Source organism: Agreia pratensis (assembly GCF_900177685.1).
GTDB classification, from domain to species: domain Bacteria; phylum Actinomycetota; class Actinomycetes; order Actinomycetales; family Microbacteriaceae; genus Agreia; species Agreia pratensis.
In genome coordinates, this window is record NZ_FXAY01000007.1 from 76,011 (window position 1) to 89,392 (window position 13,382).

Below are 13,382 nucleotides of genomic sequence, written 5' to 3' on the forward strand. Positions count from 1 at the left end.
TCGACTGAGTCCGGTCGGCCCACCACCGGATGCGATGGGCCGGCCTGGTCAAGGCATCACAGCGAGCAGAAACCTTGGCGCCAACTCGGGTATCGCAGTTCGAGCCCGGTGGCGCGGGCGCGGGCATTCGAGACAGGCCGGCCGATATCGCCGGGGCGAGCGTGAGAGGCGATCGGCTCAGGTGCGCCGACGGCTGCAGCGAACCGTGGAACCCACTCCCGCCCCGAGGCCGGCTCGTTATCGACGATGTTGTAGACGCCGCTCGCCCAATCCAACGCGAGCACAGCAGCGCGAGCGGCATCGGTCGTGTGGATGAACGACGCCACCGTGTCTGTGGCTGGCAGGCGACCGGCTCGAGCATCTTGGCCGAGGCGACCGTCGGAAGAGAACCAGGTGCCCGGCCCATACAGCTGGCCGAATCGCAGCACCACAGTCTCCGGTAGTTCGCGAACACACGCTTCGAGCGCCGCCACGGCCGCGATCGTCGTGTGCCTCGGTTCGGCAGGATCGGCATCGAGCGGCTCCTCCTCAACTGCGAGCGTGTCTCCGGGTGCGTAGACCCAGGAGATACTCTCCGCAATCAGCCGGGAGGTTCCCGCATGCAACGCCGCATCGACGAGGTTGCGCGAGCCGTTGACGCGCAACCGGGCATTGCTGGCGGAATCGCCCGTGCTCAGATCGGTCAGGAGATGCATCACCACGTCGGGCCGAGCCTCGCTGACAACCTCAAACGCAGCATCCCTGTCGAGCGCGTCGAAGACAGCCGGGGTGGCGCCGAGCCTGCTGATCAGCGAGAACCTGTCGACCGAGCGGGTCGTCGCGGTCACTTCGTGGCCGGCCTCTGCGAGGCGCGGAATGAGGGAACGACCGAGGACACCCGAACCACCGGCGATGAAGACGCGCATAGAAAACTCCTCGTTTGAGCGGAGAACAATCGAACTGGCCGCTAGCCCCGAATTTTCTGGATACGACGTTCCAGTCCGGCGCGCACCGACGGCCACTCGCTCTCGACGATCGAGAACACGACGGTGTCTCGCAGGGTTCCATCGGCCGTGCGGGTGTGGCTGCGCAGCACACCGTCCTGTTTCGCACCCAACCGAGCGATAGCCTCTCGCGACTGCTGGTTCATCCAGTTCGTGCGGAACTCGACGGCCACGCATCCGACCACCTCGAAGGCGTGCCCGAGAAGCAGCAGCTTCGAGTCGGGGTTCGTTCCCGTTCCGTGAGCCGAGGCGGCGTTCCAGGTGAAACCGATCTCGAGCCGCGGGGTTCTGGCATCGATCTCCATGTAGGTCGTCATGCCGATGATGCGTCCGGGCTCGCCGGTCTGGGGGTCGCGAAGGCGGGTCGTGAAGGGCAGCATCGACCCCTCCTCCTGCAAACCGAGTCGTCGATCGATCTCGGCGCGCATCCCCTCGGGCGACGGAACCGTCGTGTACCAGAGCTTCCAGAGCTCGCCGTCGCGCACGGCATCGACGAGTCCGTCGTGGTGATCGTGGCTGAGCGGCTCGAGAACGACGTGGGTTCCGGTGAGGGTGACGGGTGCGATCGTGAGTGTCATAGATCCCAGTCTGGTCTCACGAGTGGATCAGCGAGTATGCCACTATTGGCTAGTTCTGCTAGACCACTTGGGGAGGGTTGCCATGCGCCACGCACGCGCCGTCGACATCGTCGAGATGATCGAACCGGATGGCCCCGGCTCCCCGCGCGATCGTCTTTCCACGGGGCTCCGCGCGGCTATACTCGGCGGGCGCATGCGACCGGGTGACGCGATGCCGTCGAGCCGCGCTGTCGCATCCGCAATCGGGGTCGCACGCGGCACCGTGGTGCGCGTCTATGACGAGCTCTCGGGAGAGGGATACCTCGAGACCGTGCATGGCTCGGGAACCTTCGTCTCCATGCGCGTGCCTCCCAGAGCGGCGCACGCCGAGAACGAGTCCACCGAACGACGGGTGAATGCCGACACGGCTCCACCGATGTCCGCCTCATCGAGCCCACCCATCGAGCTGCGCCCCGGCATCCCCTCGACCGCATCGATCACGCGCGGCGATTGGGCAGCGGCGTGGCGCCGAGCGACCGGGGGCGAGGTGGCCGCCGTCTACCCGCCCGCCGCTGGGCTGCCGTCCCTGCGCGAGCAGATCGCGCGGCACCTGTTTCACTCTCGCGGGCTCGCATGCGACGCCGACGATGTGATCGTCACCTCGGGAGCGCGCGAGGGCCTTGCCCTGGTCGCGCTCGGCCTTGCGGCGCGGCTCGGCGGGCGGTTGCGGGTCGGATGCGAGAACCCGGGTCACGTGGGCAGCCGTGCGGTGCTCGCGCGGCTCGGTGCCGAGCTCGTGCCGATCGACGTCATCGACGGAGGGATCGCACTCGACTCGGTGCGGAGCTCGCGCGTCTCCGCCCTGCTCGTCACGCCCAGTCACCAGTATCCGTTGGGCGGCAGCCTCGACGTGGGGCGCCGTCTGCAGCTGCTCGAGTGGGCCGAGCGAACGAACGCGATCATCATCGAAGACGACTACGACAGCGAATTCCGTCATCTGGGCCGAGCACTGCCGTCGATCGCGTCTCTCGACGACTCCGGCCTTGTCGTGCACGTCGGCAGCTACTCGAAGGTCATCACACCGTGGCTGCGTTGCGGCTACGTGGTCGTGCGCGATAAGGCGGTGCGGGCCGCGATTCTGGATGCCCGGGCCGACGTCGGCGAGACCGTTTCGGGCATCCCGCAGCAGGCGCTGGCGCACTACCTCGAGAGTGGCGGACTCAGCCGGCACCTCGCCCGCACGCGCCGCGCCTACGCGCACAAGCGCGCCCTCGTTCTGGATGCGCTCGGCGGCGAACTCGAATCGTGCCTCGTACTCAGCGCCCTCGACGGTGGGCTGCACGCCGTGCTGTCGTCGCCCGCGGGCACGGGAAACGCGGATCTTGCCGAGCGCCTGTCGCGCCGTGGCGTCGCCGTGACCGAGCTCGCCAGACACTACTTCGGGCCGACCACTGCCGGCCGCGAAGGGATCGTCTTCGGCTACGGCGCGGCAACCGATCTCGAGTTGCATACGGCCCTCGCCACGATCCGCCGCGAGACGGTCTGAACAGCAGGCATTCTGCCCATGGGGAGATCTCCCCCTGTGCGGTTCGTACTGCCGTCGATACGCTGGCTGCATGATTCGTCTGCCCCGACTCACAGCCGCGCTCGTTCTGACCGGCGCCCTGGTGGCCCTGTCGGGATGCGCGGCCTCCGCCCCCTCCCCGAGCATGGATTCCGCGGCCGCCGCCGAACGCTATGAACCGGTGATGGACGACGTCGTAGCAGCACTCGAGCAGAAATACCCCGACGTCGCATGGAGCGACGACGACGAGAGCCGCGTCGTGGCAGATGGTGACCGGTGCACCTTAGTGGTGGGAACGCAGCGCGGCGAACCGTCGCTGAGGGAGTCGGCAGGCGGGTGGGACGCGGTGGCAGACGTGATCAATCCCGTACTCGAAGCGCGTGAACTCGACTCCGTCTCGGAACAGAAGCTCGAGGGCGGCTGGACCGGAGTCGCATCTCACGACGATCGCGGGGCGGCACTAGACATCTCCGACAAGACGTACACGCTCATCGAGCTGTCGGTTCCCGTAACGGACACTGATTGCTGAGAGGGCCGATCCTGATGTCACTACAACGATCTCGGCGCCGCTGGTACATCCTCGGTGCGGCAATCGCCGTGCTCGGCGCGGCGACGATCGCCGCCTCCATAATTTGGCAGTGGCGGCATATCCCCTATGGGCTGGGCGTTGCCGCGCTGGCGCTCGGAGGTGCGATTGTCGTCGTGGTCGCCGTTCGACGCGCTGTCTGGAGAGTCGTGGCCGGCGTTGCCGTGGCCGCGCTCGTCGTGACCGGCGGCGTGGTCGCCCTGACCGGCATCTCACCGAACACCCTGCCCCACTGGGATAGAAGGGTCTTCGAAGGCGTGTCTGGGTTGTCTGCCCGCACGGGCGATCTCCTCATCTCAGGAGGAACCGCCTATGACGCAGCCTCCGGAGATATCGTATGGAGCATCGATCGCGGGATCATCGATCCCATGCTCGTCCGCTCCGACATCGTTGTTCTGACCACCTCCGATGAGACGATCGCGGTCGAGACATCGACCGGAGACGAGCTCTGGCGCTCCACCGTATTCGGCCGGGGAATTGCCGCAAACGGCAACGTTCTCGTGGTCTCGCATCCCGTCTCCGACACGGAGTTCGAAGCCATTGCGCTCGATCTGACTACCGGAGAGACGATCTGGCAGCGCCCCGGTCGCCCGGTGATGGAGTGCGATCTCGGACCGGTCGATCGATACTCCGTAGCCCCCGATCGATCTCACGTGATCCTCTACAACGAGAACAGCCCGGCCGAGCTTCTCTCCGTGGCCGACGGCAGCACCACGATCGCGAACGTGGACTGCTCGGTGATTGCTCGCATGGTCGGCGATGTCCTGCTCGAGACGAACGGAAGGAGACTGTCGGGCAGGTCTCCCACAGACGGTTCACAGCTCTGGTCGACGCCCATTGATGAATCGTGGACAGTAGAGGGCGACGGGCCCGAGGTCTTCACACCCAGCGAGGCGACCGGAGACTCGATAGAACTCACGGCCATCGACGTCGCCAGCGGCCGAACACGCACCGCGGAACCGCCGGCCGGAAAGGTCAGGTACGTGTCGAGCACGGACCCCTATCGTTCCGCCGACGTCTGGGTCGTCGTCGACCTCGACGCTGGAGCGGCGATGTGGAACCCGGGCACTGACGCCTTCGTCGCCATCCCCGATGCCGAGTCCATCGACGACTACGGCATCGACGCGTACTCGGGATGGATCGCTCTGAGCGGCCGGACTCGAGACTTCACGGGCGACGTGAGCCGCCTGTGCTGGGCACTTTCACCCGATGGAGAGCTCTTCGGCCCCGCACCGGGGCCGGGTTGCTACGTCGACGAAGGCATCATGGACGCCGGCCATGCTGTCTATCCCCTGAAGTGAGCGTCGGCGCCACGGCAAGCCGGTACCGCGCCGGCGTCGTGCCGAATCGCGCCTTGAATGCCGTGATGAAGCTGCTCACCGACTCGTAGCCGACCGCCCGCGCGACCTCAGTCCGACAGTGCCGCACCCGCGGGGTCCCTACGGCTCATCGACGTGACCCATTCCTATATAGATGTACTCCGCGACATTCACCTCGAGCTGTCGCAGGGCGAAACCGCCGCAGTCGTCGGAGCGTCAGGAGCGGGCAAGAGCACGCTTGCAGCTCTCGCTGTCGGAGTGCACGAGCCGGCCAAGGGATCGATGCAGCGTGAGGGTTCGGTCGTGCTGGTCCCGCGAAGACTCACCATAAGTGCAGTAGTGCCCCGTGCGGACAATAGTTACCAGCCCGGCGGGCACTATTGACCGCACCGGGCACTATTGGCGAGAGTTGCGGCTCAGCTCGGGAGGGTGACCATGATTGCCATCACCGAGGTGCTGGCCGCCATGGCGGCTATGTCTATGGCGCCGAGACTCAGCCGGTGCCGTTGTCGATCGTGGGATCGGTAGTCGCGGGCACGGTTGCGGGCGCGAACGCCGCGCCAGATCGCGACTGCTGAGTAGCCCACGTACAACGTCGTGGCGACAACCAGCACGAGAGCGAAAGCCTCCCCGCCCACTCCGTGGTGATGTGCGCCGGCCGCAGTCGATGCAGTCGGGCCGGTACAGCCGGCGACGATCAACGATGCCGTGAGAATGAGGGCGAGCGCCCTGTGCGTCGTCATCTTGGTCACACCGGCCACCGGGTGACGACGTTGGCCGACAGAGCTGATCGCGCTCGTCGAGATGGCGAGCAGAACGAGAAGCGCCGCCCACACGATGGCCGGGAGCACCGGTGACGCCGCTATGCCGTCGGCCATGGCCAGCAGCATCGCGACGCCCACGATGACCCCCTGCACCCGCTGCGCCCGAGGCGCGCCGACTGCGCAGCAGACACTCACAGATGCGGGCACCAGCATGCCTCCGTGCATGATCTCGATCATGCTCGTCTACCCGTGGTGCGCGCAGTGATCTGCCTCTGCCCCACCGTGGCCGCCGATCACCGCGGGCACATCCAGCGTGGGATTGCGGTCGAAGAAGCCGTGCGGCTTGAGGGTGAAGCCGGCATAGTCGACCGGCATGATCGGCCAGTCCTCGAGGCGGGGAAAATGCGTGAGCCCGAAGGTGTGCCACACGACGATGTCAGTGCCGTCGATGTCGCGACCGCGACCGGCGTAGGCCGGCAGGCCGCCCCCGCCAGGATGCTGATTGACGACAGCACCGGATGCCCACAACTCGTCCTCGTGGAAGCGGGTGACCCACAGATGCTTCGTCGCGAAAGCCGCGCGCTTCGCGATGGACGACTCATCTGCGGCGAGGAGGGTGGGCTGACCCTCCGGGTAGAGCACGTAGGCCGGGTGGCCTCCCATACGGTTCGTCGTCTCGGTGTTCACCACGGCCCAGACACGCGCCTTGTCGGAAGCGGCAACGCGTTGAGCCTCTGCCTCGGTGCGCAGACGGGTGACCGTGCGGGTGAACGCATTGCCCAACGGGTTACCGGGCCCCATGGCGACGCGCTCGGCATCGATCTCCTCTACCGCGTTGGTCGGCCCGTCGACCGCCATATCGAGACGAGCCGAGAAGAGGTGCTGGTGAAAAGGCGCTCCGAGTCCGGGCGCGATCTCGTTCGCGTACGGGTAGTCGCCGCCGGGATAGCCGGAGGTGAAGACGATGCCGGTCGCCTTGGCCTCGAGCTGGATGGTGCCGTCGAGATAGAGGTACCAGTAGAAGCCGTAGTCGTAGTTGCCCACCGTGACGAAGAAGGAGATCACGATGCGGCGCTGGCGCCTCGTCTCGCTGGTGCCGGCAAAGCCGTCGCTGTGCTTCCAGAGGATCCCGTAGTCCTCCTCGTGAATGCAGATCGCATTCTTCAGGGTGGTCGGGTAGCCGAAGTCGTTCGCGACGACTGCGTCGAGGTAGGTGATGTCGCCCACGCAGTCGCAGCCGAGCTCGAGAGAGTTGGCGAGTCGTCCGAACTGGTACTCGCCGACATCGAAGTAGTTCTGCCAGTTGTGGGTGGGGGTGGGGTCCCCGTAGGGAACGACCATCTCGGAGATCGAGGCCCGGTCGATGATGCTGCGGGTGACGCCGTGGTCGTCGAAGGCGAGGTTGTGCAGCGTGAGGCCCTCACGCCCATTGAATCCGATGCGCACACTCCAGTTCTCCCACGACAGCACGTTGTCGTCGAGGGTGAAGCTCACACCCTCGGGTTGGCTGATCTCGATGGGCTTGAGCGAGGTTCGTTCTGGTCCACGCACGGCGGGGTCGAGGTAGTCGCCTGATTCCGCGGGCACATGGGTCACGTCCGTCTCGACGATCCGCAGCACACGCTGGTTGGTCAGATCGACGTGCGCCAAGACGCCGTCGATCGGATGCGCCCACACCGAGTCGCTCGGATACTGCGAGTAGAACGCGAGTACCCGTGTGACGCGAATTCCGACCTCGTCTGCATAATCGAAGGATCCAGCCGACAGAGACACCGTTCGTACGTTCTCGAGGTCGGTGATGCCACGCTTGGCGAGCGCCGCAACCCAGCCGGCGTCTGACTTCACGATCGCGTCGCCGAGGTCGAAGTCGGCATCGAACGTAGGGGCGTGGCCGGCGCCGGAACCGAGAACTCGGTCGACGAGAAGATCACCGGTCGCCAGGTTCACGACGACCTCGCGGGTCTCCGCCGTAGCCAACTCGACGAGCAACGCCGAGACGCGACGATCCGTGCTCAGGCCGGCGCGCACATCCGCCTTGTCTGGCTCGACGAGAGCGACGTAGGCGAACCGTACGCTGCTGCCGACGAGACCCAGCGAGGTGAGGACAGAGCGGAAGCGGTCGATCTCGTCGGCCGTGAGGGGAGCGAGAGGATGCTGAGCTGTGGTGAGAGTCATGGTCTGGTCTTTCTGAAATCAGGAGAGCTGAGTGGTGGCGTCTTCGAGGGCCTCGACCGAGACACGGCGGTGGGTACGCACCCGCATGACAACGGCGCGGGTGACTCCGGCTACGAAGACGGCCGCGATACTGAGGATGAGCACGGTGACGAGGTCGCCGTCTCCGCCGACGAGGGTGCCGAAATTCGACACGATGATGGCCAGAGCCCCCGCGAGAGTGAGTACCGAGAGGGCGGGCGCGATCACCGAGTTCCAGCGGGTGGCATCGGGCTGCTTCGTGCGGCGGAAGTAGACGATCACCGACAACGAGACGAACAGGTACGCGAGCACCAGGGAGACGACGGCAATACCTCCGCCCCAGTTGAAGACGGTCGTGATCGGGTCGGCGCCGACGAGGGCGAAGACGATGGTGATGACAACCGCCCCGATCGTCTGCGACACCGATGCCACATACGGCGCACCGGTCTTCGGGTGCACCGTCCCGAGCGCAGCGGGCAGCACACGTCCTCGTCCGAGGGTGAACAGGTAGCGCGCAATGCCGTTGTGGAAGGCGAGAGCGGCCGCGAAGATCGACGTCACGATGAAGACCCCCATCACGACCGGCGCCCACGGCCCCAAGTAGCGGTCACCGAGGGCGTAGATGAACGATGCGGTGTCACCACTCTCGAGCGCTTTGCCCGCTTCAGCGAGCACTGCGGATGGGCCATAACCGACGGTGATCATCCAGGTCGTGACCACGAAGAAGCCTGCAATGAGCGCCACAGACAGATAGGTCGCACGAGGAATGGATTTACGCGGGTTGGAGACTTCCTCGCCGAACACTGCGGCGGCTTCGAATCCTAGGCTCGAGGCGAAGGCGAAAGTGAGTGCCACCCCCGGGGCTCCGACGAGCAGCGACTGCACAGAGAAGACCTGATCGATCGCGAACCCCTCCCCCGCCCCGCCTTGAATGGCGATCGAGATGGCCATCGCGATCATGACTCCCCACTCGCCGAGGAGCAGCACGCCCAACACTTTGGCACCCAGTTCGAGCTTCAGGTAGCCGAAGACCTGCACGACGACGATCAGGGCGAGGGAACCGAGCCACCATGGCAGAGCAACCCCGATAGCCGGCTCGAGGAGCGCCACGACCGTGGCACCGAAGAACGCGTAGATGGCCACCTGCACCGCCGTGTACGCGTAGACCGCGAGGCCCGCTACGCCGATACTCGTCTCCGCTCCGAGTCCTTTGCCCGCGTAAGCGTAGAGGGCGCCGGCATCTGTCACGTGACGCGACATCAGCACGAACCCGACAGAGAACAAGAGCAAAAGAGCACCGATGAGCAGATAGGACATGGTGACACCGAGACCGTTTCCGATGACCATGGTCACGGGAACGGCGCCGGTGAGTCCGATGATCGGGCTTGCTGCAGCGAGAACGAGAAAGACGATGCCCGCGACGGTGACCGAGTTCTTCTTCAGTTCACGTGTGGGAGTGGTGGTGCCGAGCGAGGCGGTGCGTGATGTCATGGGGCCTCCGATGTCGGAAAGTGGTGGGTTAAGAAAAGTATTCTGTACAGTCGTACAAAATAGATTTCGACCGTGTAACAAGCTGATTTCGTCTTTCCGCAGCAAGTCGGGTGTTCATGCCCGTTGATAGGGTTGGCGGGAGGAAACATGCCCAAAGTCGTAGATGCAGAGATCCGCCGGGCCCAGATCGTCGCGGCCGCCTGTCAGCTGATCGCGAGCGAGGGAATCAAAGCAGTGACCACCCGCCGAATCGCCGAGGTCACCGGATACTCGAACGGCGTCCTCCGTTATTACTTCTCCGGTAAGGACGCCGTCGTCAACGCCGCGTTCCAAGGCATCTTCGACGCGACCAATGAGCGTGCTCGCGCCGCGGATCCTTCCCCGCGAGGCCTCGCCGGCCTGCACGAACTCGCAATGCAGATCATGCCCCTCGACGACAACCGGCTGATGGAGGCTCGAATCGCTATCAACTTCTGGCAGGAGGCGCTCGGCTCCGAAGAGAAAGCTGCCCTGCACGCCGACGTGATGCAGCGGTGGCGCAGAGAGATCGAGATGCGACTGCGCGAGGCGGAAGCCGACGGCGAGCTACCCGCCCTATCTCCGGTCCCCGAGATCGCCGACGAACTCTTGGCCATGCTCACCGGGCTCCAAGTACTCGCAGCTCTCTCCCCGGCAGAAACCTCGCCACAGCGGCAGGTCGCTCAATACGAGACGTTCATCGACCGGCTTTGTCGTTGACGGCCTTTCGATCCACGTAATCTGATTCGATGCCATCCAAGCGCCAGATCACCGAATTCTCCGAGGAACCGGCCGCCGGCAACCCCTGGGTCGTCGAGCCCATGCCCGCAACGATCGAGCTTGTCGAATACGACCCGACATGGCCGACGCAGGCTCGAGAGATCAGCGAACGACTGAGCGACATTATTGGGCTTCGGGCCATCCGCATCGATCACGTCGGATCAACCGCCGTCGAGGGCCTGCCCGCCAAGCCCGTCATCGACATCGATCTCACCGTGGCCGACTCGGCAGACGAGAAGGGCTACGTCGGCAGACTGCAAGACGCCGGCTTCGTTCTGACCGTGCGCGAACCGTGGTGGCACGAGCATCGCCTGTTCCGCGGCGGGCGACGGCCAGACGATCGCGCCGCACCGACCGACGGCGGGCCGGCCACGAACATCCATGTTTTCGGACCCGACAGCCCCGAGCTGATCAAGCATCTCGTCTTCCGCAACTGGTTGCGCTCCAGCGCGAGCGACCGAAAGTTGTACGCCGACGCGAAACGCGCCGCTGCCGCCGCGCAGCAGGAAGGCGACGAGGTCATGGACTACAACGCGAGAAAGCAAGCCGTGATCCTCGACATCTACGAACGCGCTTTCCGTGCCTCCGGTTTCTTGAGCTGACACCGACCTGATCATCGATAGAGAAGGAGAGCTGATGGACATCTCTGAGGCCCAAGCCGATGTGCGACGCGTCTACCGCGCCGGCTTTCCCGGCCCCGCGGTCTCGGCAGTTGTCTGGGCTGTCGCCAACGCCGTCTTCGTCTGGGGTTCCGCAACGGCGGGCATGGTCGTGCTCTTCGTGGGCGGCATGCTGATCTTTCCCTTGACCACTCTCGTTCTCAAGGTCATGGGCGGCACGGCCTCCTTGCCGAAGGGTCATCCGTCGACATCCCTTGCGATGCAATCCGCGTTCACCGTGCCCTTCGGGCTGCTCGTCGCACTTGTTCTGGGAGCGTATGAGCCCGCTCTGTTCTTTCCGGCGTCGCTCATCATCGTCGGGGCCCACTACCTGGTGTTCGTGTCGCTGTATGGGATGCGCCTCTTCGCGGTTCTCGCCGCGGTTCTGATCGTCGTCGGCACGCTCGTGCTGTTCCTGCTTCCCTCCCTCGGAAGCATCAGCGGCTGGCTCGGCGCTGCCGTCTTCGCCATCTTCGCGGTCGTCCTTTTCCGCGCGGCACGCGACCACTAAGCATCCAGCGCCCGCTGCACCTCGCTCGCGAGACGCACAACCGTCTCCTCCTCGAACCATGCGTTCCGCGAACGCCATCCCCTCGCCAACGGCGACGGATGGACCAGCGGAAAGAACGGCAGAAAGGTCTCGGCCGCCCGCACGGTCTCGGTCACAGACTGCCGCTTCTCGCCGTGCAGGTAGTACCGCTGCGAGTACGCGCCCACCAAGACCGTCAGGCGCACGTCGGTCAGGGCGCTGAGAATGCGCGGATGCCACAGCCCGGCTACATCAGGTCGGGGCGGTAGGTCGCCGCTCGGCCCCTTGCCCGGAAAGTAGAAGTCAATGGGCAACAGCGCAAACTTCTCGGAGTCGTAGAACGTCGCATCGGTCACGCCAAGCCACGATCGCAGCAGCCGCCCGCTGACGTCGCTCCACGCGAGGCCCGTCTCCTGCGCGACCCTGCCCGGAGCCTGGCCGATGACCAGCACGCGAGAGCGCGCAGATCCGGTGAACAGAGGTGTCCACCCCCGTTCCGTCGCCCACGCGTTCGACGGGTGTTCGATGATCTCCTGCCGAATGATGTCGAGTTCATCCACGGGTTGCTCGCCCCTGCTCGGCGAGCCAGGCATCGAGCATCCGACGGAACGCAGCAGGCTGTTCGATCCACGGATAGTGCCCGCAGTCCGCGATGAACGACAGTTCGGCGTCGAGCGCCGCCGCATACGGCCGAACGGGCTGAACACCGGTCAACAGATCCTGATCCCCGCCGACGACGAGCGTCGGCGGCGCATCGGTGAGCCAGGCAGCCGGCGGCGTGACGATGCCGACATCCTCCAGGCCGAGCTCGTCGAGTGCATCCAATGGAGTCACAGGAGATCTTTGAAGATGTTGTAGAAACCGAAGATGGCGAGCAGAGCGCCGACGATCCACCACCAGTCCGCTCGGCGGGCGAGCCTGCGCCCCTGGGGCGCAACGCCCGCCCGCCGATCGTAATTCGGAATCGCCGCGCCTTCCGCCCATGCCGCACCACCGGCATCCAGACGCTCGTCTCGCCACCGTGCCCACTGCCGCACCCTCTGCGAGAGCACCTCGACGGTGGCAAGAAGTTGCTTCCAAAGCTCGGGGTCGAGAGTCGAGAGCTCGCCCTGAGCATAGAGAAACAGGTAGTCATCGATGATCTCGATATCGAAGGACGCGGCGTTGTCGATGAACCGCGCCATGATGTCGGGGGTGAAGAGGTAGAGCGCATCGGCTTCGTAACCCGCTGGGCAGTAGAGCGCGAAGTGCTGGTCGAAGTCTCCCTCGAGCGACAGCCGCTGCCGGGCCGCGAGAGCCACGGGAAGCGCTGCCCGACCCCAGGAGTTGTTCTTCTGGGCGTCGAGAACGATGTTGGGCAGCGGGGTGGCCAGGCGCAGCGCGACGTAGCCCCACCGGTACACCGATCGGTTCTTTCCAGACCCGACGATCGAGGTGTGATTCGCGATGGTCGTCGGCGCCCCGCCCTCACGGCTCACTATGTCGGTCGAATACGACGACGACTGCCCCTCTCGCTCGAAGATCATGCCGGGGAACCACGGCCGCTCAGTCCGCGGCGAGTAGCTGAACGAGTTGGCTCGAGCAAACTCGGCTATGCGGAACTGCCGCACCCCGTTGCGTTGCCGCAACGCCCTCACGAGGAGTGTGATCGCAACGACGGGCATCGCGATGACCGGCACGAATGCCACCAGGCTCGACGGGCCCTTATCGCGCACGATGAACTGATCGAAACCCACCGCGGTGAGGAACATGATCATGAAGACAAAAGGAACCGCGAGGAGAGCGATGGGCAGAAGCACGGTCGCCAGCTTCGGCCGCACCGTCGAGGGCAGCGTGCGGCGGAACTCGCGGAGCGCCCGACGGTCTATCGGCTCGGTAAGCGGCGTTGTATCCAGAGTCACCCAGACCACACTAGTTGTGGCTTTCGAGGCCCTCCGAT

15 protein-coding genes and 1 pseudogene are annotated in these 13,382 nt (G+C 65.2%); 7 read left to right on the forward strand and 9 right to left on the reverse strand.

Translation table 11 applies throughout. From position 1 onward, the window contains the following. Positions 1–56: 56 nt before the first annotated feature. Both B9Y86_RS16220 and B9Y86_RS16225 read right to left on the reverse strand, forming a co-directional pair. Positions 57–905, reverse strand: coding sequence for an NAD-dependent epimerase/dehydratase family protein (locus B9Y86_RS16220; RefSeq protein ID WP_085488036.1), 849 nt, complete (start codon positions 903–905; stop codon positions 57–59). A 41-nt stretch (positions 906–946) separates the two neighbouring features. After that, positions 947–1,561 (reverse strand): GNAT family N-acetyltransferase, encoded by a 615-nt coding sequence (locus B9Y86_RS16225; protein ID WP_085488038.1) that lies wholly within the window; start codon positions 1,559–1,561, stop codon positions 947–949. Between the two features lie 82 nt (positions 1,562–1,643). Between B9Y86_RS16225 and pdxR the strand changes: the two genes are divergently transcribed. From pdxR to B9Y86_RS16240, 3 genes are all read left to right on the forward strand, one after another. Then, a complete protein-coding gene (gene pdxR, locus B9Y86_RS16230) occupies positions 1,644–3,086 on the forward strand; it encodes a MocR-like pyridoxine biosynthesis transcription factor PdxR (RefSeq protein ID WP_085488040.1) in 1,443 nt (480 codons plus the stop codon). A 70-nt stretch (positions 3,087–3,156) separates the two neighbouring features. Continuing rightward, positions 3,157–3,633: a hypothetical protein gene (locus tag B9Y86_RS16235; protein WP_085488042.1), complete on the forward strand. Its 477-nt coding sequence runs from the start codon at positions 3,157–3,159 to the stop codon at positions 3,631–3,633. A 14-nt stretch (positions 3,634–3,647) separates the two neighbouring features. After that, positions 3,648–4,991: an outer membrane protein assembly factor BamB family protein gene (locus B9Y86_RS16240; RefSeq protein WP_085488044.1), complete on the forward strand. Its 1,344-nt coding sequence runs from the start codon at positions 3,648–3,650 to the stop codon at positions 4,989–4,991. Here B9Y86_RS16240 and B9Y86_RS17915 read toward each other — a convergent pair. After that, positions 4,954–5,118, reverse strand: coding sequence for a helix-turn-helix domain-containing protein (locus B9Y86_RS17915; RefSeq protein WP_085488046.1), 165 nt, complete (start codon positions 5,116–5,118; stop codon positions 4,954–4,956). The two genes, B9Y86_RS16240 and B9Y86_RS17915, sit on opposite strands and share 38 nt — an antisense overlap. Positions 5,119–5,180: 62 nt before the next feature. Between B9Y86_RS17915 and B9Y86_RS17920 the strand changes: the two are divergent. Next, positions 5,181–5,312 (forward strand): annotated as a pseudogene (locus tag B9Y86_RS17920) (ATP-binding cassette domain-containing protein); the annotation flags it as partial. A gap of 113 nt (positions 5,313–5,425) precedes the next feature. On the opposite strand, the gene B9Y86_RS16255 reads toward B9Y86_RS17920, so the two are convergent. Genes B9Y86_RS16255 through B9Y86_RS16265 form a run of 3 tightly spaced genes read right to left on the reverse strand, consistent with a single transcriptional unit; the run spans position 5,426 to position 9,457 of the window. Further along, positions 5,426–6,010: a hypothetical protein gene (locus B9Y86_RS16255; RefSeq protein WP_085488051.1), complete on the reverse strand. Its 585-nt coding sequence runs from the start codon at positions 6,008–6,010 to the stop codon at positions 5,426–5,428. A 6-nt stretch (positions 6,011–6,016) separates the two neighbouring features. After that, a complete protein-coding gene (locus B9Y86_RS16260) occupies positions 6,017–7,948 on the reverse strand; it encodes a primary-amine oxidase (protein WP_085488053.1) in 1,932 nt (643 codons plus the stop codon). Between the two features lie 18 nt (positions 7,949–7,966). Then, positions 7,967–9,457 carry an APC family permease gene (locus B9Y86_RS16265; protein ID WP_085488055.1) on the reverse strand — a complete coding sequence of 497 codons (1,491 nt, stop codon included), beginning with the start codon at positions 9,455–9,457 and terminating at the stop codon, positions 7,967–7,969. Positions 9,458–9,604: 147 nt separating this feature from the next. Between B9Y86_RS16265 and B9Y86_RS16270 the strand changes: the two genes are divergently transcribed. Genes B9Y86_RS16270 through B9Y86_RS16280 form a run of 3 tightly spaced genes read left to right on the forward strand, consistent with a single transcriptional unit; the run spans position 9,605 to position 11,425 of the window. Then, positions 9,605–10,195 carry a TetR/AcrR family transcriptional regulator gene (locus B9Y86_RS16270; RefSeq protein ID WP_085488057.1) on the forward strand — a complete coding sequence of 197 codons (591 nt, stop codon included), beginning with the start codon at positions 9,605–9,607 and terminating at the stop codon, positions 10,193–10,195. A gap of 29 nt (positions 10,196–10,224) precedes the next feature. Next, a complete protein-coding gene (locus B9Y86_RS16275; protein ID WP_085488059.1) occupies positions 10,225–10,857 on the forward strand; it encodes a GrpB family protein in 633 nt (210 codons plus the stop codon). 34 nt (positions 10,858–10,891) lie between these two features. Further along, entirely contained in the window at positions 10,892–11,425 is a 534-nt protein-coding gene (locus B9Y86_RS16280) for a DUF7010 family protein (protein WP_085488061.1), read from the forward strand. Here B9Y86_RS16280 and B9Y86_RS16285 read toward each other — a convergent pair. From B9Y86_RS16285 to B9Y86_RS16295, 3 genes are read right to left on the reverse strand one after another with little or no spacing between them, the layout of a single operon-like run. Continuing rightward, on the reverse strand, positions 11,422–12,003 hold the full coding sequence (locus B9Y86_RS16285; protein ID WP_244894807.1) for a uracil-DNA glycosylase family protein: 582 nt from the start codon (positions 12,001–12,003) through the stop codon (positions 11,422–11,424). The genes B9Y86_RS16280 and B9Y86_RS16285 overlap by 4 nt on opposite strands. Next, positions 11,996–12,277: an alpha/beta fold hydrolase gene (locus B9Y86_RS16290; RefSeq protein WP_244894808.1), complete on the reverse strand. Its 282-nt coding sequence runs from the start codon at positions 12,275–12,277 to the stop codon at positions 11,996–11,998. Before B9Y86_RS16290 ends, B9Y86_RS16285 begins: the two co-directional genes overlap by 8 nt. Next, positions 12,274–13,344, reverse strand: a complete 1,071-nt coding sequence (locus B9Y86_RS16295) for a DUF3137 domain-containing protein (protein ID WP_244894809.1) — start codon at positions 13,342–13,344, stop codon at positions 12,274–12,276. Before B9Y86_RS16295 ends, B9Y86_RS16290 begins: the two co-directional genes overlap by 4 nt. Between the last annotated feature and the right edge of the window lie 38 nt (positions 13,345–13,382).